This window comes from Paenibacillus sp. KS-LC4 (genome assembly GCF_036894955.1).
In the GTDB taxonomy this organism is placed as follows: Bacteria; Bacillota; Bacilli; order Paenibacillales; family Paenibacillaceae; genus Pristimantibacillus.
Genome location: NZ_CP145905.1, coordinates 1,351,979 through 1,374,478 on the forward strand (window position 1 = coordinate 1,351,979; position 22,500 = coordinate 1,374,478).

Genomic DNA, 22,500 nt, shown 5'->3' on the forward strand with positions numbered 1-22,500 from the left:
GGAGCGTTTACATCATGAGATATGCAACAAAGCATTTATCCCATACCCTATCAGGAGGTTTTATAAAAATGAGCTATTTTTCTAACATTGGCAAAATTCAATTTGAGGGCAAAGGTTCAGACAATCCGTTTGCATTCAAACACTATAACCCGGAGCAAGTCATTCTTGGCAAAACGATGGAAGAGCACCTGCGCTTCGCTGTTGCCTACTGGCACACTTTTAACGCAAACGGCACAGATCCTTTCGGTTCAGCAACGATGTTCCGCGAGTGGGATAAGCTGGACGGTCTTGACCGCGCTAAAGCTCGCGTAGAAGCTAACTTTGAATTTATGGATAAGCTGAACATTCCGTTCTACTGCTTCCACGATGTCGATATTGCTCCAGAAGGCGCTACACTGCAAGAAACGAACAAAAACCTCGATGTTATCGTAGCCTTGCTGAAAGAAAACATGAAAACTTCCGGCAAAAAATTGCTTTGGAACACGGTTAACATGTTCTCGCACCCGCGCTTCGTTCATGGCGCAGGCACAACCTGCAACGCTGACGTTTATGCCTATGCTGGCGCACAGCTGAAAAAAGGTCTGGAAGTCGGCAAAGAGCTTGGCGCTGAAAACTATGTTTTCTGGGGCGGCCGCGAAGGCTATGAAACGTTGCTGAACACGGACATGGGCTTTGAGCTGGATAACCTGGCACGCCTGTACGAAATGGCGCTTGCTTATGCGAAAGAAATCGGCTTCGACGCACAATTCCTGATTGAGCCTAAACCGAAAGAGCCAACGAAGCACCAATATGACTTTGATGCAGCGACAACGATTTCGTTCCTGCGCAAATACAATTTGCAAAACGACTTCAAGCTGAACCTTGAAGCGAACCATGCAACGCTTGCTGGTCACACGTTCGAGCACGAGATCCGCACAGCGGCTATCAACGGCATGCTCGGTTCCCTTGATGCAAACCAAGGCGATCTGCTGCTGGGCTGGGATACGGATGAGTTCCCGACTGATCTTTACTCCACTACACTCACAATGTACGAAGTGCTTAAAGCGGGCGGTATTGGCCGTGGCGGTGTTAACTTTGATGCGAAGGTTCGTCGTGCATCATTCGAAGCAGACGATCTGTTCCTCGGTCACATTGCCGGTATGGACAGCTTTGCATGGGGTCTGAAAGCAGCTGCGAAGCTGACGGAAGAGAAAATTCTCGACGGCATCGTAGACAACCGCTACCGTACGTTCAAAGAAGGCATCGGCGCTGACATCGTTTCCGGCAAAGCAACGCTTGCTTCACTTGAGCAATACGCGCTGCAAAACAACCCGATCCGCCTAGAGTCTGGTCGTCAAGAGCGTATTAGACTACAGCTGAGCGAAGTTATTTTCAGCGTTTAAGTCGGGAGGACTTTGGCTATGAGCTATGTCATTGGAATAGATTTAGGAACGAGCGCCGTCAAGGCGCTCCTCATTAATAAAGAAGGCACGGTTGCGGGCGAAGCTTCCCGCAGCTACCCGCTTTATCATGAGCATACGGGCTGGAGCGAGCAGAAGCCTGATGATTGGGTAGATGCAACGCTAGAGGCGCTTGGCGAGCTGTCCGCTGCCATTGGGCCAGAAGCAAGCGCGCAAATCGAGGGCATTAGCTTCTCCGGCCAAATGCACGGTCTTGTGCTGCTGAATGGTGAAGGCAATCCGGTTCGCAATGCGATTCTCTGGAATGACACTCGCACAACGGCGCAATGCCGCGAAATCGAGCGTACGCTTGGCGACAAGCTGCTCGGTATTACGCGCAATCCCGCGCTGGAAGGCTTTACGCTGCCGAAAATCCTATGGGTGCGCGAGCATGAGCCCGCTGCTTTTCAGCAGGCAGAGCTGTTCCTGCTGCCTAAGGATTATGTGCGCTATCGCCTGACAGGCGAGCGGCATATGGATTATTCCGATGCGGCAGGTACGCTGCTGCTGGATGTAGCAGCGAAGCGCTGGAGCGAAGAGGTGCTCACAGCATTCGGGCTGTCGGCAAGCTTCTGTCCGCCGCTCGTCGAGTCACATGGACAGACGGGTACGCTGCTTGCTGAGCTGGCACAGCGCACGGGACTGCCAGCTTCAGTGAAGGTGTTCGCAGGCGGAGCCGACAATGCTTGCGGCGCAATTGGCGCTGGCATTTTGAGCGAAGGCTTGACGCTTTGCAGCATCGGTACGTCCGGCGTTATTTTGTCCTATGAAAATGACAAAAATAAGGATTTTGCCGGCAAAGTGCATTTCTTCAATCACGGCAAGGAGGATTCCTTCTACGCAATGGGCGTGACGTTGGCGGCAGGCTACAGCCTGAGCTGGTTTAAGAAGACGTTCGCGCCCAGCGAATCCTTTGATGAGCTGCTTGCAGGCATCGGGGAAGTGAAGCCGGGAGCAGGCGGTCTGTTGTTTACGCCTTATCTCGTAGGCGAGCGTACGCCGCATCCGGATTCCCTCATTCGCGCCAGCTTTATTGGCGTTGATGGCTCGCATGAGCGGGTTCATTTTGCCCGTGCCGTGATGGAGGGCATCACGTTCTCACTGCATGAATCAGTCGATATGTTCCGCGAGGCTGGCAAAACGGTCAATACGATTGTATCTATTGGCGGGGGCGCGCAAAATCCGATTTGGCTGCAAATGCAGGCTGACATTTTTGACGCTAAGGTAGTAGCGCTCGAAAACGAGCAGGGCCCTGGCCTTGGCGCAGCGATGCTTGCTGCATACGGCAGTGGCTGGTTTGAAAGCCTGGAGGCTTGTGCAGCGAAGTTCGTGAAGCATGCCGAGCAATATTTGCCGCAGCCTGAAGCTGTTGAAGCGTATAAAGGGCTGTTCCGCATCTATCAGCATGTTTACACGCAAACGCGCAGTTTGAACGAAGCGTTAGCCGCATATCGCGGTTAGCGAGGTTACCCGCAAGAACACAATTGGCTGCCGCTTCTTCTGTTTTTTAGGAGAAGCGGCTTTTTTTATGGAATACAGAGAAGAAGTGAGAAGTGTCAGAAGAAAATAAAGTTCTAGACAGAGAAATTAAGGTATTAGACTGATGAAGCTTTATTAAGCTAACAGGCAGTTTATGTAAAAGCGCTAGCTGGCATATTTTATGAGTTATGGTCTAGCAGCAATAAACCACACCTGCATTGGAATAGTCACACCGTGGTTCTAGTAAATTTGCTAATATAATGCCATGATTATGGTGAAGGGTTACAGTTGCCGATAGTTATTTATTCATATCCAAACCAAATTATGATTTATGTCGAGCGACACCCTATAAAGTGTGAGATGAGTGGAGATGAAATTTATGATTAGAGTTGCAAAATTGGAGGATTGGAAAGATATAGCCAAACTATTGGCACAATTAGGCTACCCGGATACCGAATTTTTTATTAAAGAGAACATGGAAAGACTTCTAACTGACCCCAACGAAGAATTAATGGTTTATGAAGATGAAGGACACGTTATTGCCTGTATTTCCCTTCATTATATCCCGCAATTAGGTGTTAGAGGAGATGTTGCATTAATTAGTTATCTTGTTGTAGACTCCTCAATTAGAAGTAAAGGAATTGGAAAGGAATTAGAGGAATTTGCCTCTGTCTCTGCCAGAAAAAGGGGATGTGACAGTATCCAAGTTCATTGTCATTCTAGAAGAATAGACGCTCATAAATTTTATGAGAGACAAGGTTTCAAGGAGGCTCCTAAGTACTTTTCAAAAATGTTAGACAAATGAAGGACTAAATTCTCACTAGCCTTTATTGAATCGACAGCAAAGTTTTATATAGGGAGGTAATGATTTATTCAGCAAATTAATATTTAAATAACGGGTAACGTTTGTTTAATGGCAACAGCGGCAGTCTAAGACTTTATTTCTCAAGTCTAGGTCGCCGCTGCTTATTTTAATAGGCCAGTCTAATCCTTTATACTCACTGAACAATAAGCTTACATCTGCTCACCTGCCGACTCACTGCTTAAAGCTGCTCCAAATCGCTTCCGGCTTTACCCCAAGCTCGCTGGCGATCAGCTCGGCTGTGAGTCGCTGGGGCTTTTTTATTTTGCCATTGCGAATTTTGGAAATGGTCGTCAAGGAAATGAGCGTGGAGCGGGAGAGCGATGTAGCGGAAATATTTTTGCTCAGCATTAGCATTCTCAGCTTGTAGGAAGGGTCCTCCTCCTGGGCTTGCCGGTTCAGCTCTGTGAGCATAATTAAATAGCTATGAAACGCCTTGTTGCCCGAATAAAAAGGCTTAATCAACGCTTTTGCGGTATCCTTGCCATCCCCGAGCTGCATATGCAGCTCCAAATGCTCAATTTTGCCAATGCTCTTGACCCTTTCCATGATGCGGCGCAGCGGTGCGCGGTGCTCCTCGGCAACCAAATCAAAAATGCTGCGATTCAAAAAGCTGGCTGAGCCTTGGGCAAGCGGGGCAAAATAACGCTTCAGCGAAAAAATGCGGAATTGTTCCGAGATGCCAATGGCCATCATGATTTTATGATCGACAGCGAATTCATCGCCCCAACGCTCGGCAGACACGTCCTTGCAGACGAGCATATAATACGTTTGCTCCTCCATTTGAAATTTACGGCAGCTCAGCCGAACGATCGCCGTCATCGTAGAGCGTGTCGTCAGCTCACAGTCGAATGTCAGCTGATCATCCTCAATAAGCTTCGCCATCAGCTGCCCGAAAGGCTGCGAATCCTTCACGAAATCCTCCGGGTTGACCTCCAGAAGCTCATGCTTTCGATAGCCGGACAGACCGGTAAAGGCTTTGTTAATATCGCGAATATACCAGCGGTTAAAATCATATTCCACAATCATCATCGGGTCGGCTAGCTGGTAAAAGATCGTATGCATGCTAATAATGCCTCCTTCAATCGGCGATCTATTTAAAGTTAAGTTAGATTACATTAAGGGTTATCAAATGTGACATATCTCGTATTTTAAATTATGCAGAAAAAAACTCGAAATGACAACACCCTTTAGTCATACTTCGTTAACAAATTGGGGCAGACTAGAGATAGAGTCAATGCCCGAAAGGAGAAAAACCGATGAACTCTGCATTATTGTTTGATTTCGCAAATATTACGAGTGCAGGGATGGCCTTCGATACGCTGGAGCAGCTTGGTTATGATCCAGTTCTGCATGAAGGAGGACGGCTGCATATTCATATGGAGGGGAATGATCTCATTTCTGCGCTTGAGATTATGCAGATGCATGGCGGCCGGCTTATTCAGGAAGCTGCCATTGATGCGAACGCTTACACGGAAACCGCTTATTCACTTGACGGTATCACGATTCCCGCACATATCGTTAATGAGGATTGGAACGAGGAGCTGTAGCTGGCTTTTTGGACAAAAGAAAAGCGCGGCTTTAGCTGTCTGAGACAGCCAGTGCCGCGCTTTTTCCTGCATTGTAGCCTGTTGAAAAGGCCGCAGTAATGTTGTAGCCACCTGTATAGCCATGAATATCGAGCACCTCGCCGCAAAAATAAAGGCCGGCGCTTTGCTTGGAGCCCATCGTCTTCGGATCAATTTCCTTCAAATGAACCCCGCCGCCAGTGACGAAAGCTTCCTCAATAGATAGCGTCCCGTTCACCTTAACGGGGAAGGCTTTGATTTGCTTGGCAAGCGCAAGAAACGGCCCCTTGGGAAGATTGTCATACGTTGTATCGCCGCTGATGCCATTTCGCTGAAGCAGAAAATCCAGCAGCCGTTCCTGCAAATAGCCGCGAAGCACATTTTTGATTGCTTTTTTGGACTCCAGCTTTGCCATTTGCATCATTTCCTGATAAACCTCGGCTTCAGAGCGCCCCGGCAGCAGGTCGATTGTGAGAAGTACGGTTGCAGCCTCCCTTGCTTCGCTTCCTAAGTACTCTGCCGCATCTAAAGCGTCTGTGCCGCCGATATTTCCATTTGCTGCGTCGATGCCTTGAACGGCGCCAGAAGCGCGCTGCTCCTTGCTTGCCGCCTGTTTGAGCGCTTTGACGACGAATTGGCTGCATCTAAGGGCGGTTGGGCCGGATAAGCCGAAGTGGGTGAAGATCATGTCGCCTTCATGGGTAATCATTTTTTTGCCCTTCGCATTCCACACCGTTAGCTCTACCTCGCGCAGTGAAATGCCCTGCAAAGCTTTGCTGCGTATCCAAGGCTCGGAGGAGGTTAGGGGCACTTCTGTCGGATACAGCTCGGTAATCGTATGCCCGCCGCTGACAGCCCAAGGATAGCCGTCGCCAGTGGAGCCGGTATGGGGGACGGATTTGCCGCCCGTAGCGATAATGACGGCCTTCGCCGCGAGCTTTTCGCCGTTTTGCAGCAGTAGTCCTTGTACAGCACCATCCGCGTAAAGAACCTCGCGAACAGGTGTATTTGTTCGAATGTCCACCCCTTGCTCTCGAACTTTGCGGATGAGCGCATCGACGACCGTTTTGGCTTTGTCGGAAACAGGAAACATTCGGCCGCGGTCTTCCTCCTTCAAAGCAATGCCCATCCCTTCGAAAAAAGCGATAATATCCCGATTGCCAAACGCATTCAGCGCACTGAATAAAAATTTTCCGTTTCCGGGTATATGTTGGATGAGTTGATCCATCTCTTTTGCGTTCGTCACATTACAGCGTCCGCCTCCGGAAATGCCGAGCTTGCGCCCAAGCTTGTCTCCTTTATCAACGAGTAGAACAGAGGCGCCGTGCGCGCTTGCAGCTACCGCTGCCATCAGACCGGAGGGGCCTCCGCCAACAATTATAATATCGTACATGATTCACTCAGCCTTTCTTTCTGCAATCTTGTTTATTGTACCATTCTTCGGACGAAATATTGAGTTATAATAGAACATAATTCATCAGTTGGAGGTGCCTTGGATGATTCGTATGGAATGGACGTTTCAGGGTTATGCGGATACTGAACTATACGTAAGAGAATGGAAGCCGGAAAAGGAACGTCCAAAGGGCGTTTTATGTCTCATACATGGGATGGGCGAGCATGGTGAACGTTATCGTTCATATGCGGCGAGGCTCGTAGCCGCTCAATATGCTGTCATAGCTATTGATCAGCAGGGCCATGGCCGTTCATCCGGGTCAAGGGGGCATTTGCCTTCTGTAGATGATGCGGCGGCCAATGCCGCCATGCTGGTGGAGCAGGCCGCGGAGCGCCATCCAGGGCTGCCGCTCTTTCTATACGGGCACAGTATGGGCGGCAACATTGCGATGAATTGCGCACTGCGGCTTCGGCCTGCAGTGAAGGCACTCGTGCTGTCTAGTCCATGGCTAAAGCTGGCCTTTAAACCGCCGCGTGCCAAGCTGTGGTTGGGGAAGCGGCTTGCGGCCATTTGGCCAGGGCTGCCGCAATCGACGGGCTTGAAAAGCGGGGATCTGTACCGTCGTGGTTATAAGGAGGCCGTGCATATAGAGGGAGATCCACTGTGCCATTCGCGCATTACGGTTAAAACCTTTATGAATCTCCATGATTCAGGCGAATGGGCAATAGCCAATTGCACTCAGCTTCAAGTGCCATTGCTGCTTATACACGGCGCAGCTGACAAGATCACCTCTCATGAAGCGAGCGAGCAGGTAGCGCAGCGGCTAGGCGAGTCATGTACGTTTGTTTCTTGGGCTGACGGCTATCATGAGCTTCATAATGATTTGGAAGCACAGCATTTTATTGAAGTGGTGACAAACTGGCTGGATATGCACACAGATGGCAAAAAGGATCACGCAATTTAATCTAGTAAGCGATTAGGGGGGGAGACCTGTCGTTCGTGTTGAAAGAATTGCTATTACAATTCGTAATCTCACTTATTCCCGTATTTTCCTTTCAGCTCTGGCATTATAAGCAGCGCAAGGAAAAGCATATTCGAGTGTTTATAACGGCTTCAAGCGCAATCGCGATGGTTGCGTGTATGTCGGTTTCGACGGATTTTTATGGATATGACCTAAACTTCCGCTTCGTTCCGTTTATTTTGGGCTCTTTATACGGAGGGGTATATGGTGCCCTTAGTCTTGATCTGCTCTATATTATCCTTAGAGTACCAGCGCTTGACACTGATGCAGATCATATGATTTTTGTCTTTTTCATGCTTGTTCACGCTCCTATTGTATTGCTCTTTGCCAAGCGATTTGGACAGAAGCCCTTGCAACGAAAGCGGCTCATAGGTGTTAAATCGATAGCGCCAATTTCCATCTACATATCCTTAATATTTATCATGTTTATGATGAGTAAGGGCGTTTACTGGTCAACTGAGCTTGTTGCGGTATTCGGTTTATTATTTTTTGGCTCGCTCTTTGCTATTTGGTTGTCTATTTTTATTGTGGAGAAATTTGTTGAAAATTCTCGGCTGCAGCTGGAGCTCAAAAATGTTTCGTCCAGCTATCGGCTGGAGGTGGAAAAACAGCAGCAGTTCATTGATGAAATGCTGCTGGCGATTTTATTCACAGATGAGCGCGGTGTTATCACGCATTTGAATGCTAAGGGCAAGGAGCTGTTCCAACGGCAGCTCGCGGCAAGCGGGGATTTGTTTTCAGAAAATGTACGTATGGAAACCTTTTTTGCTGCAAAAGAGGACAATTCCTATATTAAGCTGCTTGAGGAGGCGCTCGCTGGAGCCAAGAGCAGTAAAGGACCATGCACGGAAGAGGGCAAAACGCTGCTTAAGACAGCATTTGCTATTCGAAGGCAGGAGGATCATTCCATTGCGGGAGCAGCGCTTATTGTCCAAGATGTAACGGAGCTTACGCTGCTGCGCGATGAGCTGGGGCGAATGGAGAGCCTAAGTCTGATTGGACAAATGGCAGCAAGCATTACGCATGAGATCCGCAATCCGATGGCGGTAATCCGGGGCTTTATGCAACTGATGCGGGAGCGCAGCCGACTGAATGAGCAGCAGTATTACCAGATCGTTATGGAGGAGCTGGATCGGGCGAATACCATTATTAGCGACTTTTTATCATTGGCGCAAAATCGTTCCGTCCCCATGCAGAAGCACTCCTTGCAGACGATCATTATGGAAATATTGCCGCTGCTTGAGGCGGACGCCAATCTTAGAGGGCAGGTTGTACAAACGGAGCTTGCCGATGATTTGCCCGCCTTTCTTATGTCGGACAAGGAAATGAAGCAGCTAATTATAAATCTTGTGCGCAACGGCATGGAGGCGATGGAGGCAATAGAGGAAAAGGGCGTTCTGCACATATTTACTCGCTACCTTCCTTTGGAAAATAAAGTGCTGCTTCGGATTCGTGATAATGGCGTAGGTATTCCAGCAGATCAGATGAGCCAGCTGTTTAAGCCTTTTTATACGACAAAGTCCAAAGGAACGGGACTAGGGCTGCCGCTTTGCCTCAGCATTGCTGAAAGGCATAATGGCAAGCTGGAGGTGGAGTCTGAGGAAGGGGAAGGAACGACGTTCATATTAACCTTTATGCTGGAAGAAACGGAGCTATAGTTAGCGTTCTATTGCTCTAATCACATAATGGAAACTAAGCCTGCACATACTACCTTTGCCTGTCAGTCATACAAGACGGATGAAGGAGGAGAATGCATGGAGCGCAATCAAGCAAAGTCTGAACAATCTCTGCAGCAGGAGCAGCAAGAAGCTGAAAATGCTAAAAAGCGCAATGGGACTTCTCAGACCGAAGCCGGTTTCGACAAGAAGCTGGACGGTCCGAATCGCCCGTCTGTCTAATGAGACGAGCGGCGAAGGCTGCCCGCCAGCAGCTGGGAGCAGAAGGCGTGAGGAATATTAAAGCAGCAGCTGCGACATGGACGGCTGTTGCTTTATTTTCCTAACCAGCGTTATAATAGTAACTAAATTTAGGTTACAAGGTGAAACGGCCGAAAGCTGTCCTTTGACGGCGCGTTTCAGTCCGAGAAATAGAAGCCTAATTATAAGTGTCCGCTTATAAATTCTTATATTTTCAAAAAGGAGTGTATTTCAGTGTCCATGTCATTTGAGAGATACATGCTCGATATGGTTCAACCAATGCGTGATGATTTGACGCGTCTTGGCATTCAAGAGCTTCGCACACCCGAGGATGTGGAGCAAAATCTTCCTGAATCCAAAGGTACAGCGCTCGTAGTCGTAAACTCCGTTTGCGGCTGTGCAGCAGGACAATGCCGCCCAGGCGTAGCGGAAGCGCTGCAGCATGATATTACACCAGACCATTTGTTTACGGTATTTGCTGGACAGGATAAAGAAGCAACAGCTAAAGCCCGTGAATACTTTGCGCCGTACCCGCCTTCTTCTCCATCCATTGCTCTAATGAAGGACGGAGAGCTTGTTCATTTCATTGAACGTCACCAAATCGAGAACCGTTCCGCGTCGGATATTGCAGCCGATCTGGCTGATGCGTTCGATCGGTTCTGCCGCTAAGGCAGGAGGAGCTATGAGCTTACAAGCAGATATTATAGCAAGACTTGGCGTTAAGCCTGTCATTGATGTAGATCAGGAAATCCGCACCCGCGTTGATTTTCTCAAAAAATACGTATTGGATTCCCATACGACAGGTCTGTTGATCGCCATTAGCGGCGGCATCGACAGTGCAGTAGCAGCGGGCCTTTGCAAAAAAGCGACCGATGAGCTTACGGCTGAAACGGGGTGCGACTATATGACGCTTGGCGTTTACCAGCCTTACAGCGAGCAGTCGGACATTTCCGACAGCTACGCGGTTTCTGAGGCATTCGGTATTACAAAAACCGTAGAAACGAACATTGGCGAAGCGGTAGACGAAATCGCCATAGAGACGGAGCACGGTTTGAAGGGTATCGGTATCCATCGTCATATTAGCCGCGGCGGTAAAGGCAATGTGAAGGCAAGAACGCGTATGGTTGTCCAATATGCGCTTGCCTTTGACCTCAATTTGCTCGTTGTTGGTACGGATCATGCATCCGAAGCTATAACAGGCTTTTACACAAAATGGGGTGACGGGGCCGTTGATATTACGCCGCTCAGCTCTCTGAACAAACGTCAAGTACGCCAGCTTGCCTCGCATCTTGGCGTGCCGAAGAGCATTCTCGACAAAGCGCCATCCGCTGGTTTATGGGAAGGGCAGACTGATGAGGATGAGCTCGGCATTAGCTACGATGACAACAGCGATTATTTGGAGGGCAAGGAAATTGGTGCTGAGGCGAAGGAAAAGCTGGAGAAGCAATACCTCAAAACCGAGCACAAGCGCGCGCCTATTCCTGGTATTTAATTAAAAACGTATCTTTTAGAAGCTTGTCCGCTGCAAAAGCGGGCAAGCTTCTGTTATTATGGAGCAAATACGCGGTAGGGAAGCGTACATATACGAAAGTAATTATTGAAGGCAGGCGAGGCAATGATAGTAGGAATTGGTCATGATATAACGGATATGAGCAGAATGCAGACGATACTTGCCGGCAGCACGGCGGGGAAGTTTTTGCAGCGAATTTTGACAGAGCAGGAGCTTAAGCTGGCTGAGAGCTATGAAGGAAAACGGAAAGTTCAATTCGCATCGGGTCGTTTTGCCGCGAAGGAAGCGGTAGTTAAAGCGTTTGGCTGTGGCATCGGCAGCATAATTGGCTTTGGCGATATTCATATTTTACGGTCGGAATCTGGAAAGCCGGAATGTATATTGTCAGATGCTGCATGGCAGAGGCTTGGATTAACTGCTGCGGGCGTGCGCGTTCATATTACGATTACGCATGACCGAGAGCTGGCCTCTGCCGTTGCCATTGTCGAGCAGCTTGCTTAATTACTTTGCATATTGTAGCAAAATAGCTAGTTATACAAGATTATGCTACGAATTGTAATGTTGATGTCAACTTTGTCATTATCAGGGGGCTGCATGCCGATAAAGATAAGGAGATTGATTGTTGGGCATTGAAGCCGCCGCTATCATTCGGTGCGTTCTATATAAAGCATGTGTTGGCAGCAGGCTTGCTCGCCGCCTATGGATGGCGGCGGATAAGCCTGCTCGTCTATTTCTTGCCGGCGAGCCAAGCGGCGAGCCCTGCGATTTCTTTGCTTGTGAGACGATCCTTGAACGACGGCATGGAGCCTGCGCCATTTTCCAGCTGTGTCACTATGTCTGCCTCGCTCATCCGGGCTCCAACCTTTTGCAAATTGGTCTGAGCCCCCATGCGGCCTTGCAGGTCTGTGCCGTGGCAGCTGATGCAGTTGGATTTATAAACAGAGGCTGTGCCTTCTGGCGCATCCATATGCGGCGTTGCTTTCGTTCCCGGCTGTGACGTGCCTCCGCAGGCAGCAAGCAGGGCTGTAGTCAGGACTGCAAGCAGCAGCATTTTGACCCAGACTGATAGATTATTACGTAACATTTGGGTTCCTCCAATTTATCCATATTAAGAAATCATAGAGATAGTATAGCGGATTGCTTGCTGCAACTTCCATAGGATTTTGCCAAGGGGGGCGCTATAATAGAAAAGGCTAACAAGAAAATACGTCAAGAGATCGGTAGGCATGGAAGGAATATGGAAATAACGGGCGAACATATGCTCAACCAACAGTTTAAGCAGTTAAAGGTTGATGTAATGGTGGCATCCTATACGAAAAGTCCAGCAGGCTGGATAATGAGGCGTGTGGAGCCTGACTATTTCTGCTTATGCTACATTGATAAAGGTGAAGGCTGGCTGGAATTGAACGAGTCCAAATATAAGGTCAGCGCTGGCCGGTTATATTTGCTGCGTCCAGGCTGGGCAAGAAGATATGGCTCGCTTGGTGCTAATCATTTTATTCATTATTGGTGCCATTTCCGCGCGGAGATGGCTGCCCAATCCTATATCCATTTGGCTCATTTGCCGCTGGAGGTTGAAGTGAAGGACGCGCTGGTCGTCAAGCAGCTGTTTACGAAAATGCTGGCGGCGCAGGAAGATAGCGATCTTACGGGCGAATTGCGGACGAAGGCTGTGCTTTACGAGCTGCTTGCGCTGTTCATGGAGAACAGCCGGACGCAACAAAACACGACATTACTACAGCTGTCGGAGCATGAGCACTGGAATGAAGTGCTCGTCTATGATGAAGTGCTTCATTTTATTGAGGAAAATTTGCAATATCAAATTCCAATTGGCGTGCTAGCCAGGCTGGCCAACCTATCACATGTGGATTTTCATACTGCGTTTAAAAATAAAGTCGGCTGCTCGCTCGTTCAATACATCACGCAGCGGCGAATTGCGACAGCTAAGAAGCTGCTGCGCACGACGAGCCTGCCGATTGCCGCTATTGCTGCGGAGGTTGGCATGCTCAATCATTATTTGTCACGGTTGTTCAAGCAGCAGACGGGCATTACCCCTTCGGAATACCGCCGTATTATTTGCAGCAGCGCATGGCAGGAAGCCGGGCAAACAGATCGAGAGGAGTACGGAAATACATGACAGCGGAAGCGAAACAACATTTTAGCAGAGAGCTGCTGCATTGGTACCAGAGAGGGAATCGCGATTTGCCATGGCGTAAAAGCCGCGACCCTTACCGGATATGGGTATCGGAAATTATGCTTCAGCAAACGAGAGTCGATACGGTTATCCCCTATTATGAACGGTTTATGGCAAAATTCCCAACGGTTCAGGCGCTTGCTGAAGCGCCCGAGCCCGAGGTGCTTAAGTGCTGGGAAGGGCTAGGCTATTACTCGCGGGCGCGGAATTTGCAAGCGGGAGCACGCCAAGTAATGGAGCTGCATCAAGGACAGGTGCCGGATGATAAAACAGCCGTCGCAGCCTTGAAAGGCGTGGGACCCTATACGAGCGGCGCTATTATGAGCATCGCCTTTAATCGGCCTGAGCCAGCTGTAGATGGCAATGTCATGCGCGTGCTGTCCCGCTATTTTGCGCTGGAGGATGATATTGCAAAGCCGGCTACGCGCGTGAAAATCGAAAAGCTCGCCGCCGAGCTGATTCCTGAAGGCGCAGCAGGCGACTTCAATCAGGCTTTAATGGAGCTGGGTGCGCTCGTCTGTACGCCAAAGTCTCCAAGCTGCCTGCCATGCCCGGTAATGGAGCATTGTGAAGCAAGAATCGGAGGGCGCGAGACGGAGCTGCCTATTAAATCGAAGGCAAAGCCGCCGCGGCCGGAAGCACGAATTGGCGTCATTGTGGAAGGGTTAGGCGCACATGCAGGCAAGGTGCTTGTAAGGCAGCGCCCGGCTACCGGGCTGCTTGCGCAAATGTGGGAGCTGCCGCATTTGCTTGTGCCGAAGGAGCTGGAGCCGCTGCTTCATTTCAGCGAGGAGCAGCTGACGGAGCAAGCACCGCTTGGCGGGCTGCTGACCGAAGCGGTCGCGGGCGAGACGGGCTTGCTTATTCGTCCTCATCGTCAGTTGATGGACGCCGATCATATTTTCAGCCATATCCATTGGAAAATGAGAGTTTATAAGGCTGATCTAGGTGCGATGAACATCGGTGAAGCAGTGCCAATGGCGCAAATGGCTGCTGAAGCTGCGGCTGTCTATACAACTGCTGGAATGCAGCTGGAGGAGCAGGTGAAAACTCAGCAGGTGGACACGGAGCAGGGGAAGCAGCTAGAGCAGCAGCTAGAGCAGCAGCTAGAGCAGCAGGGCGAGCTTCACGCGCCGTATCGCTGGATTGGGCCGGAGCATATGGAGGAGCTGGCATTTCCGAATTTATTTTTGAAAATTTTACGCGATTATTGGAATCAGGATTTGTAAAGCCGAGGGGAGAGCATTGGAATGAGTGAAAGATTAAAGCAGCTGTTAGAGCACAAAATCGTAGCAATTGTTAGAGGAATCGAGGATCGCCATGCTGATGCTGCTGGACAGGCATTAATAGACGGCGGTATCCGTCTGATGGAAATTACGCTGAATACGCAGGGCGCTACAACGATGATTCATCGCTGGCGCACCAAATTTGACGATCAAGCGATTGTCGGCGCAGGTACGGTGCTGGATCTTAAAATGGCGCAGGAGGCAGTGGCTGCGGGGGCGCAGTTTATCATTTCTCCGAATCTCGATGAGGAGGTTATTGCATACGGCGCTGAGCATGGCGTATCGGTATGGCCTGGCGTTATGACGCCTACCGAAATCGTCAAAGCTTGGAAAGCTGGGGCGGAAGCGGTCAAGCTGTTTCCGATGGGGACGCTGGGCACTAAATATTTGGCAGAGATTCGCGGCCCGCTGGACCATATTCCGATTATGGCAACAGGTGGAGCGGATTTGCATAATCTTGGTGAATATTTTGGCGCTGGGGCGAATGCCGTCGGTCTGGGCGGCAAGCTCGTTAACCTTGAGTGGGTGCGCGAAGGCAAGCTTGAGCTAGTTACGGAGCGGGCGCGGCAGTTCGTTGATGCGGTTAGCAAGCTTTAATAAGGGGTAGCGGGCAGTCAGCCCAAGGAGTCTATTTGCTATTATAGTTTTCTATCATCTATTGGGGGTAATAAATAAAAGGGCCTGCGGCAACAACGGCCGCAGGCTGCAAGAGAGAATATATAATAAAGGGGGGTCATAAAGCTAGTATAATTGGATAAGATGAATATAACCTGAGCGATATATTACAGTTAGATTACAAGAAGTAAATCGCTTACAAAAAAGGTGGGTGAGCATGATGCGTTTTTCTATATGGAAACCGGCGGTCATCACGGCGGCGGTAATAGGCACGCTTTATTTTACAATGAAGCCGGAGTGGCTGCCTGTATTCGCGGCATCAGAGCAGCAGGGTCAAGGCAGCGGAACGATTAGTCAATTGGAGCAGGAAATGGCCGCGCATTTTAAAAATAGAGAAGAGCATTTTACGCTTCAATATAATGGGGATAGCAGCAAGCTGTCGGCAGAGCTTAAAGCAATCATTGAACGCGCGATGGCGAAGGATGATTATACGGCGTATATTTTGGAATCGTATGTGTATACGACACGCAGTCTCGGCACTCGTTCAACGATCAAGATGGAGGCGAGCTACCGGGAATCGAAGGCGCAGACGGCTGAGGTGGACCGCGTCGTTGCACAGCAGCTTAAGAAGCTGGTCACTCCCGGCATGAATGATCATTTGAAGGTGAAGGCGATCCATGATTGGATCGCAGGAAAGCTGCGCTATGATCAATCGCTGACTCAATATACCGCTTATGAAGCGCTCACGACGGGAAGGGCCGTATGTCAGGGCTACGCGCTGCTTGCCTACAAAATGCTGAGTGAAGCAGGCATAACGACGAGGATTGCCGAGGGTACAGTTGATACAGGTGATCATGCGTGGAATATGGTTAAGCTCGACGGGAACTGGTACCATCTCGATGTAACATGGGATGATCCGGTCTCGAACGACCCTGCGGCGCCAGCTGATACGATCCAGTACAGCTACTATTTGAAGACCGACAAGGAAATGCGTCATGACCATCAATGGAAAAAAAGCTATCCGGCCGCGAATACTTCGTACGCCGCAGAGCTAGACAAGCTTGAGAAGAAGGGCGGCTCTGCCGCAGCTTCTTACAAAAAGCTCGGGCAGCAGCTTGGCTTCCAGTGGCTGAAGCCGGAAAACATCGTCGCTGATCGTGCAGCGCTGACCGAAAAAATTCGTGCTGGCGTCAAGCGCGGAGCGACCAGCCTTGAATTTCGCTATATGTTGGGCGCTACCTTTTCCGCCGATCTCAAAAGCGCCATAGCTGCGCTGAATGTACCGATTGGCTACTCTGCACGCTATGAGCCTTATTTGCATGATGGCTCGCAGCTAGTGAAATTGCAGCTGTCCTATTGAGCCTTCACAAGCCGCACAAGCAATAAGGCAACAAACGAGTCGCCAAGCAAGAAAAACGAGCTAAGCAGCCAAAAACCTCTTGTCTCCCTTCCATTTATTGGAGGTGAGCCAAGAGGTTTTTTTTGAGTTATTAGAATGGAGAAGCTTCAGCCTTATAATCAGCTTATATTTAACCGCGAAACGGAGCGGCAGTATTGGGGCCAGAGGACAACCTTAGCCGTTTGCGCTTGTTTATCGCTGTAAAATGAAAGGTAATCTTAAAGTAAGGGCGCTAAAGTGTATATAGTCCGATCTTTATTTGCCCTGCTGGCGGGCGGCCGTCATTTGCTGCCAGACGGAGCCAGCTGCTTCCTCGCCGCGCTCGATGCGCTCCAAAGCGATTTGGGCTTGCAGCTGAATTTCAAATTCGCTGTCCTGTGCTGCGATGCGCAGGGCAGGAATGGCCGATTCGTCGCCAACCTCATAAAGAAAACGGGCAGCCCGCCAGCGCACAAGCTTGTTCGTGTCGCTAAGCGATTCAATCATTGGCGCAGTAGCGGCAGGATCGCCCCAATCGGAGAGCGTGTCTCCAGCCGTTCTGCGCACCGATACCGATTTGTCGCGGAGCGCCTGAAATAAATAAGGCATCGCTTCAGCTGTGCGAAGGTCGCCCAAATAAACAACGGCTAGCCTTCTGATCGACACGGTGTCGTCGCTCAGTGCTTTAGCGAGAAGGGGCAGCAGCTCGGGCTCTGGCGTCAAGCGGTCAAGCGCGGCATAACGAATGCGCCAGTCAGGCGATTCCAGCAGCTCGGCGATTTCGTCCGCCGTTCGCTGCGCTGGCTTTGCCGGAGCTGCTGCGGCATCGTCGCCTGCTGCCCCTTGCGCCTTCGCGGCGGCGACCAGCTCATTCAGCCTCTCCGTCGTATAGGCGGCTTCCAGCTCGAGGACGACATCGGCGGCAATTTCCTCAAGCTCGCCATAGCGGACGCCGAACTCCTCAAGCTTGCGCTCGCGAATCATGGAGGAGCCGGCCGCTTCGCTGACAGCGTTTGTGAATGGCTCAGGCAGCGCGGAGCGAGCTTCGCGCTCGCCGTTTTTTACGCGTACCTGCATCGGAATGCCCCGATACATCTGTACGAGTACATGCGCCTCGCCATAGCTGTTCTCGGTCAAGGCTGCTTGACCAGCCTCGCTGCCGTCTCCATGCAGCAGCGTCCTTGCTTCACCGAGTATGAGCGCCCAATCCGCACTAGATACGCGGTCGAGGGCAATAAAATCAGCGGTGCGAAAAATGCTGCGCACCCCATCTATAGCAAGGAGGCTTTTCAATGGCTCCGGTGCGTGTTCAGCTTCTTTTTTCGAAAAAGTCTGTCTTACGCCGCGCGGCAGCGATTCATCCATATTCAGTTTCATGGAGTTCGGGCTGGGCGTCGGTTCAATGGATAAAAGCTTCACATTTATCATCCTCCGTTCATACAATTCAAAGGTTATGGGTTTAGTTTACATGAATTTGCAGGAGGATGCGAATCCAAGGTGCATAAGAAGCGGCTGGAAAGTTGCTTCGCTCGCTCGTAGTTGGTATCTTAATGCTATACTCTATTTATATAAAGCGTAGGAGGAAGCCAGAATGAAACCCAGAAGATTTGAAAATCAACAGCAGGTTCAGCAGCATAACTCCTTTAAACAGTTTCAAAGATGGCGCTCGGAAAGATCAAATAAGATTAAAAGCAAGGATTATTCATATACCGTGCCGAATGTAGCGCCGGATCTGCATTATTTGCATCATAACCGCAAGCACCCTTCCGTCACCTGGGTCGGGCATTCGACTTTTCTAATCCAGATGGCGGGGCTTAATATTGTGACGGACCCCGTCTGGTCAGGCAATATGGCCTTTGAAAAAAGGCTTGCGCCGCCGGGCATTCCCATCAGCGATATGCCCCCGGTTGACGTTGTGCTCATTTCCCATTCGCATTATGACCATTTGAACATTAACTCGCTCCGCAAGCTAGGAGGCGGCAAGCAAATTCTTGTTCCTGCGGGGCTTGCAAGCAAGCTTAAGCTCAAAGGCTTCCGCCGTATCAAGGAGCTGCATTGGTGGGAATCGGTTCATATTCATGGCGTTAAGTTCACCTTTGTGCCCTCTCAGCATTGGACGAGGCGCAATCCGTGGGATATGAACAGCTCGCATTGGGGCGGTTGGGTGATGGAGCCCTATGCTGCGATGCCAAGCAGAAGCGGCGACCACTCGCACGAGCAAGCTCAACTGCACGGCTTGGGCGGCAGCGCCAGTGTGGCGGAGCGCAAGCAGCAGACAGTGGGAGCGCCAAATGCAGCATCAACAGCAGCAAAGGCAGCAGAAGAAGTTGATCGCCTGGGACATACCGATGGAGCGGGGCATGCTGCCCGTCCTATAGCGGGTATTGCGCCTACCGTCTATTTTGCAGGAGACAGCGGGTATTTTCCGGGCTTCAAGGATATCGGACGCAAGTTCCAAATTGATGTTGCCCTCATGCCGATAGGCGCCTATGAGCCAGAATGGTTCATGGGGCCGCAGCATGTGACGCCAGAGCAGTCGCTGCAGGCATTCGAGGATGTGGAGGCGAGGTTTTTTGTGCCGATGCATTACGGTGCCTTTAAGCTCGCCGACGATACGCCGCGCGAAGCGCTGGATCGTTTAGAAGCTTGTCGGGATAGCCGCTGCATTGAGAAGGAGCGTATTGTTGTGCTGCCTCACGGGGAATGTTGGCGACTTGCAGGACTATAAATGCCAAACGCGGACAAGAGAAAGCCAAAACTGTGAAATGACTTCCCGGCCGCTTCATGCGTATACTTAGTAAGTAGGCAAGCAGAATGAACGGCATTAATAAATGACAGCGCATCGTTACTATAGGAGGAACATGTAATGAGTCAACCGATTCGTATAGGAATAATTGGGGCCGGAGCTATCGGCAAAGTGCATATGGAAACGTTCCAAAAGGTAGGAGCAGAAGCTGCAATTGTAACGGCGGTAACGGATGCATACTTGCCGCTTGCCGAGCAGCGCGCAGCGGAATTTGGCATAACGACCATTCATAAAAGTCCGCAGGCGCTGCTTGAGGACCAGGAGCTGGATGCGGTCATCATCGGCGTACCAAACCAATTTCACGCGCCTTTAGCGATTGAGGCATTGAAGCAGGGCAAGCATGTGCTGCTGGAGAAGCCGATGGCCATTGATGCCGAAGCGGCCCGCACCATCTATGAGGCTTCGCAGGCTGCGGGCAAGGTGCTGATGATGGCGCATCAAATGCGCTGGCTCGGCATTAACCGTGCGATTAAAGCGCGTGTGGAAAATGGCGATCTCGGCTCGATTTACAATGTGAAAACCGGATGGTTTCGCAAAAAAGGCATTCCCGGCTGGGGCTCATGGTTTACCCGCAAGGATCAGGCAGGCGGCGGCCCGCTAATTGACATTGGCGTGCATATGCTTGATCTGTCGCTGTATTTAATGGGTAACCCGCGTCCGGTATCGGTATATGGCTCGACATACGCCGAGTTTGGTCCGAAGCGACGCGGCATAGGCACTTGGGGTACACCAAATTGGGACGGCTATTATGATGTAGAGGACTTGGCGACGGCGCTTATCAAGTTTGAAAATGGCGCGACGTTGTCGCTGGACGTCAGCTGGGCCGCGCATTCGGCTTCGCTTAGCGAGGAGCCGTTCATCCATTTGATGGGCACGGAGGGCGGCGCGGCGCTTGTTGGCACCAATGGCTGCTACGTTACCCATGAGGATGATAAAGTCGTGGAATCAGAAATTACGCCATTTGATGGGGAAGAGGATCGCGTGCTGCTGAGCAGGCATTTCATCGACTGCATTAAGGAAGGCAAGCAGCCGATTGCCTCGGCGCTGAGCGGTTATACGAACAGCAGAATTTTGGATGCGATATATGAGTCGTCCCGTACAGGAAATGAAGTGAAGCTGCACTGGGACTAAGTCTGGATCAGGAATAGCCGTGCACATGCCCTGATGCGGACTTGCCGGTACAAGCACAGATGAAGCAAGGTCCCGAAAGGCCGCTTATTGAAAATGGCGGCTTCACCGGGGCCTGTTCGCGCGGAAAAATGCAGCGAATTGACAATTCGAGGTTCGTTTGCGGGCATACTGTGCTATAATAATGCAAGATAATGAGAATGAATGTGAAGGACGGGATTGCGAACCATGATTAGTACTACTGGCATAACGCTTCGATTTGGGAAGCGGGCGCTTTTTGAAGATGTTAGCATTAAGTTTACGCCGGGCAACTGCTACGGCCTTATTGGCGCGAACGGCGCAGGAAAATCGACGTTTTTGAAAATATTATCTGGCGAAGTAGAGCAATCGAGCGGTGAAGTGCATATTACACCGGGTGAGCGTCTTGCGGTACTGAAACAGAACCATTTTGAATATGACGAGTTTGCTGTTATTGAAACGGTTATGATGGGCCATAAGAAGCTTTATGATGTAATGAAAGAGAAGGATGCGCTTTATTCGAAGGCTGATTTTACCGATGAAGACGGTATGCGTGCAGGCGAGCTGGAAGCTGAATTTGCTGATATGAACGGCTGGGAGGCTGAGTCGCAGGCAGCAGAAATGCTCAATGGCCTCGGCATCACACCTGATCTGCATGACAAGTCGATGTCTGAGCTGAGTGGTAACGAGAAGGTACGTGTATTGCTCGCGCAAGCGTTGTTTGGCGAACCGAACATTTTGCTGCTCGATGAGCCTACCAACCATTTGGACATTGAGTCGATTCGCTGGTTAGAAGATTTCCTTGCTAAATATGAAGGAACGGTCGTCGTGGTCAGCCATGACCGTCACTTCCTGAATACGGTATGTACGCATATCGCCGATATTGATTTCGGTAAAATCCAGATGTATGTCGGCAACTACGACTTCTGGTACGAGTCCAGCCAGCTGGCGCTTTCCTTGATGCGCGGCGAGAACAAGAAGAAGGAAGACAAAATTAAAGAGCTGCAGGCGTTCATTCAGCGCTTCAGCGCGAATAAATCGAAATCCAAGCAGGCGACTTCCCGTAAGAAGCTGCTTGATAAAATTTCCCTCGATGACATTCGTCCGTCGAATCGGAAATATCCGTTTATTAACTTCAAGGGTGAACGCGAAGCAGGCAAATCGCTGCTGCTCGTAGAAGGCTTGACGAAGTCGGTGGATGGCGTGAAGCTGCTGGATAACCTGACGATTGCCGTTAATAAAGGCGATAAAATCGCATTTGTTGGCCCGAACGAACAGCCGAAGACGCTGCTGTTCCAAGTGCTGATGGGCGAGGTTGAAGCGGACGCGGGTACGTATCAGTGGGGCGTTACAACAACGCAAGGCTACTTCCCTAAAGATAACTCGTCTTACTTCGATGGTGTTGATCTGAACTTGGTTGAGTGGCTTCGCCAGTATTCCAAAGATCCGGATGAGACGTTCATCCGCGGCTTCCTCGGACGGATGCTGTTCTCCGGTGACGATGCGATTAAGAAAGCAAGCGTATTGTCCGGAGGAGAGAAGGTCCGCTGCATGCTTTCCAAAATCATGCTCAGCGGCTCGAACGTATTCCTGATGGATGAGCCGACGAATCACTTGGATCTCGAATCCATTACAGCGCTCAATAACGGCCTGATTGATACGGATTGCACGGTTCTGTTCACTTCTCATGACCATCAGTTCGTTCAAACGATTGCGAACCGTATTATGGAAATTACGCCTAACGGACTGATTGATCGCATGATGACGTATGATGAGTACCTTGAAAGCGATGAGGTTAAAGCGCTTCGGGAAAAAATGTACGCTGAATAATAGAGCTGAATAGCGCTTGAAATAGAGAAAGGCATCCTGCTCGTCTAGGAGACGAGC

21 protein-coding genes are annotated in these 22,500 nt (G+C 50.2%); 17 read left to right on the forward strand and 4 right to left on the reverse strand.

Annotated elements, in window-relative coordinates; genetic code table 11:
• The first annotated feature begins 68 nt into the window (after positions 1-68).
• From xylA to V5J77_RS05705, 3 genes are all read left to right on the forward strand, one after another.
• Positions 69-1,382, forward strand: a complete 1,314-nt coding sequence (xylA, locus tag V5J77_RS05695; protein ID WP_338554820.1) for a xylose isomerase — start codon at positions 69-71, stop codon at positions 1,380-1,382.
• An 18-nt stretch (positions 1,383-1,400) separates the two neighbouring features.
• Positions 1,401-2,900, forward strand: a complete 1,500-nt coding sequence (gene xylB / locus V5J77_RS05700; RefSeq protein WP_338554821.1) for a xylulokinase — start codon at positions 1,401-1,403, stop codon at positions 2,898-2,900.
• Between the two features lie 397 nt (positions 2,901-3,297).
• Positions 3,298-3,723, forward strand: a complete 426-nt coding sequence (locus tag V5J77_RS05705) for a GNAT family N-acetyltransferase (RefSeq protein ID WP_338554822.1) — start codon at positions 3,298-3,300, stop codon at positions 3,721-3,723.
• Between the two features lie 231 nt (positions 3,724-3,954).
• Here V5J77_RS05705 and V5J77_RS05710 read toward each other — a convergent pair whose 3' ends face one another.
• The gene (locus V5J77_RS05710; protein WP_338554823.1) at positions 3,955-4,845 is read right to left on the reverse strand and encodes a helix-turn-helix domain-containing protein; all 891 of its coding nucleotides are present in this window, start codon (positions 4,843-4,845) and stop codon (positions 3,955-3,957) included.
• A 194-nt stretch (positions 4,846-5,039) separates the two neighbouring features.
• Here V5J77_RS05710 and V5J77_RS05715 point away from each other — a divergent pair, with 194 nt between their 5' ends.
• On the forward strand, positions 5,040-5,330 hold the full coding sequence (locus V5J77_RS05715) for a hypothetical protein (RefSeq protein ID WP_338554824.1): 291 nt from the start codon (positions 5,040-5,042) through the stop codon (positions 5,328-5,330).
• Positions 5,331-5,361: 31 nt separating this feature from the next.
• On the opposite strand, the gene V5J77_RS05720 is transcribed toward V5J77_RS05715, so the two are convergent.
• Positions 5,362-6,744 carry an NAD(P)/FAD-dependent oxidoreductase gene (locus V5J77_RS05720; protein ID WP_338556579.1) on the reverse strand — a complete coding sequence of 461 codons (1,383 nt, stop codon included), beginning with the start codon at positions 6,742-6,744 and terminating at the stop codon, positions 5,362-5,364.
• Between the two features lie 100 nt (positions 6,745-6,844).
• Here V5J77_RS05720 and V5J77_RS05725 point away from each other — a divergent pair, with 100 nt between their 5' ends.
• The 6 genes from V5J77_RS05725 to acpS all read left to right on the forward strand — a co-directional run bounded on the left by V5J77_RS05725 (position 6,845) and on the right by acpS (position 11,689).
• Positions 6,845-7,705 (forward strand): lysophospholipase, encoded by an 861-nt coding sequence (locus tag V5J77_RS05725; RefSeq protein ID WP_338554825.1) that lies wholly within the window; start codon positions 6,845-6,847, stop codon positions 7,703-7,705.
• 35 nt (positions 7,706-7,740) lie between these two features.
• Positions 7,741-9,420: an ATP-binding protein gene (locus V5J77_RS05730; protein ID WP_338554826.1), complete on the forward strand. Its 1,680-nt coding sequence runs from the start codon at positions 7,741-7,743 to the stop codon at positions 9,418-9,420.
• Between the two features lie 96 nt (positions 9,421-9,516).
• Positions 9,517-9,660 (forward strand): hypothetical protein, encoded by a 144-nt coding sequence (locus V5J77_RS05735; RefSeq protein ID WP_338554827.1) that lies wholly within the window; start codon positions 9,517-9,519, stop codon positions 9,658-9,660.
• A 252-nt stretch (positions 9,661-9,912) separates the two neighbouring features.
• A complete protein-coding gene (locus tag V5J77_RS05740) occupies positions 9,913-10,347 on the forward strand; it encodes a BrxA/BrxB family bacilliredoxin (protein WP_046228930.1) in 435 nt (144 codons plus the stop codon).
• A gap of 13 nt (positions 10,348-10,360) precedes the next feature.
• Positions 10,361-11,170, forward strand: coding sequence for an ammonia-dependent NAD(+) synthetase (nadE, locus tag V5J77_RS05745; RefSeq protein ID WP_338554828.1), 810 nt, complete (start codon positions 10,361-10,363; stop codon positions 11,168-11,170).
• Positions 11,171-11,293: 123 nt separating this feature from the next.
• Positions 11,294-11,689 carry a holo-ACP synthase gene (gene acpS, locus V5J77_RS05750; protein ID WP_338554829.1) on the forward strand — a complete coding sequence of 132 codons (396 nt, stop codon included), beginning with the start codon at positions 11,294-11,296 and terminating at the stop codon, positions 11,687-11,689.
• A 226-nt stretch (positions 11,690-11,915) separates the two neighbouring features.
• On the opposite strand, the gene V5J77_RS05755 is transcribed toward acpS, so the two are convergent.
• The gene (locus tag V5J77_RS05755; protein WP_338554830.1) at positions 11,916-12,272 is read right to left on the reverse strand and encodes a cytochrome c; all 357 of its coding nucleotides are present in this window, start codon (positions 12,270-12,272) and stop codon (positions 11,916-11,918) included.
• A 153-nt stretch (positions 12,273-12,425) separates the two neighbouring features.
• On the opposite strand from V5J77_RS05755, the gene V5J77_RS05760 reads away from it, so the two are divergent.
• The 4 genes from V5J77_RS05760 to V5J77_RS05775 all read left to right on the forward strand — a co-directional run bounded on the left by V5J77_RS05760 (position 12,426) and on the right by V5J77_RS05775 (position 16,643).
• Positions 12,426-13,325, forward strand: coding sequence for an AraC family transcriptional regulator (locus V5J77_RS05760; protein WP_338554831.1), 900 nt, complete (start codon positions 12,426-12,428; stop codon positions 13,323-13,325).
• Positions 13,322-14,611 (forward strand): A/G-specific adenine glycosylase, encoded by a 1,290-nt coding sequence (gene mutY / locus V5J77_RS05765; RefSeq protein ID WP_338554832.1) that lies wholly within the window; start codon positions 13,322-13,324, stop codon positions 14,609-14,611. The genes V5J77_RS05760 and mutY overlap by 4 nt, the downstream gene beginning before the upstream one ends.
• Before the next feature lie 21 nt (positions 14,612-14,632).
• A complete protein-coding gene (locus V5J77_RS05770; RefSeq protein ID WP_338554833.1) occupies positions 14,633-15,265 on the forward strand; it encodes a bifunctional 4-hydroxy-2-oxoglutarate aldolase/2-dehydro-3-deoxy-phosphogluconate aldolase in 633 nt (210 codons plus the stop codon).
• Positions 15,266-15,500: 235 nt separating this feature from the next.
• Positions 15,501-16,643: a transglutaminase domain-containing protein gene (locus tag V5J77_RS05775; protein WP_338554834.1), complete on the forward strand. Its 1,143-nt coding sequence runs from the start codon at positions 15,501-15,503 to the stop codon at positions 16,641-16,643.
• Positions 16,644-16,937: 294 nt separating this feature from the next.
• Here the strand turns inward: V5J77_RS05775 and V5J77_RS05780 are convergent, their stop codons facing one another.
• Positions 16,938-18,080: a virulence factor gene (locus tag V5J77_RS05780; protein WP_338554835.1), complete on the reverse strand. Its 1,143-nt coding sequence runs from the start codon at positions 18,078-18,080 to the stop codon at positions 16,938-16,940.
• A 172-nt stretch (positions 18,081-18,252) separates the two neighbouring features.
• Here V5J77_RS05780 and V5J77_RS05785 point away from each other — a divergent pair, with 172 nt between their 5' ends.
• From V5J77_RS05785 to V5J77_RS05795, 3 genes are all read left to right on the forward strand, one after another.
• Positions 18,253-19,389 carry an MBL fold metallo-hydrolase gene (locus V5J77_RS05785; protein ID WP_338554836.1) on the forward strand — a complete coding sequence of 379 codons (1,137 nt, stop codon included), beginning with the start codon at positions 18,253-18,255 and terminating at the stop codon, positions 19,387-19,389.
• Between the two features lie 138 nt (positions 19,390-19,527).
• Complete coding sequence (locus tag V5J77_RS05790) at positions 19,528-20,598, forward strand: Gfo/Idh/MocA family oxidoreductase (protein ID WP_338554837.1); 1,071 nt, start codon at positions 19,528-19,530, stop codon at positions 20,596-20,598.
• Between the two features lie 225 nt (positions 20,599-20,823).
• The gene (locus tag V5J77_RS05795) at positions 20,824-22,443 is read left to right on the forward strand and encodes an ATP-binding cassette domain-containing protein (RefSeq protein ID WP_338554838.1); all 1,620 of its coding nucleotides are present in this window, start codon (positions 20,824-20,826) and stop codon (positions 22,441-22,443) included.
• Positions 22,444-22,500 lie beyond the last annotated feature (57 nt).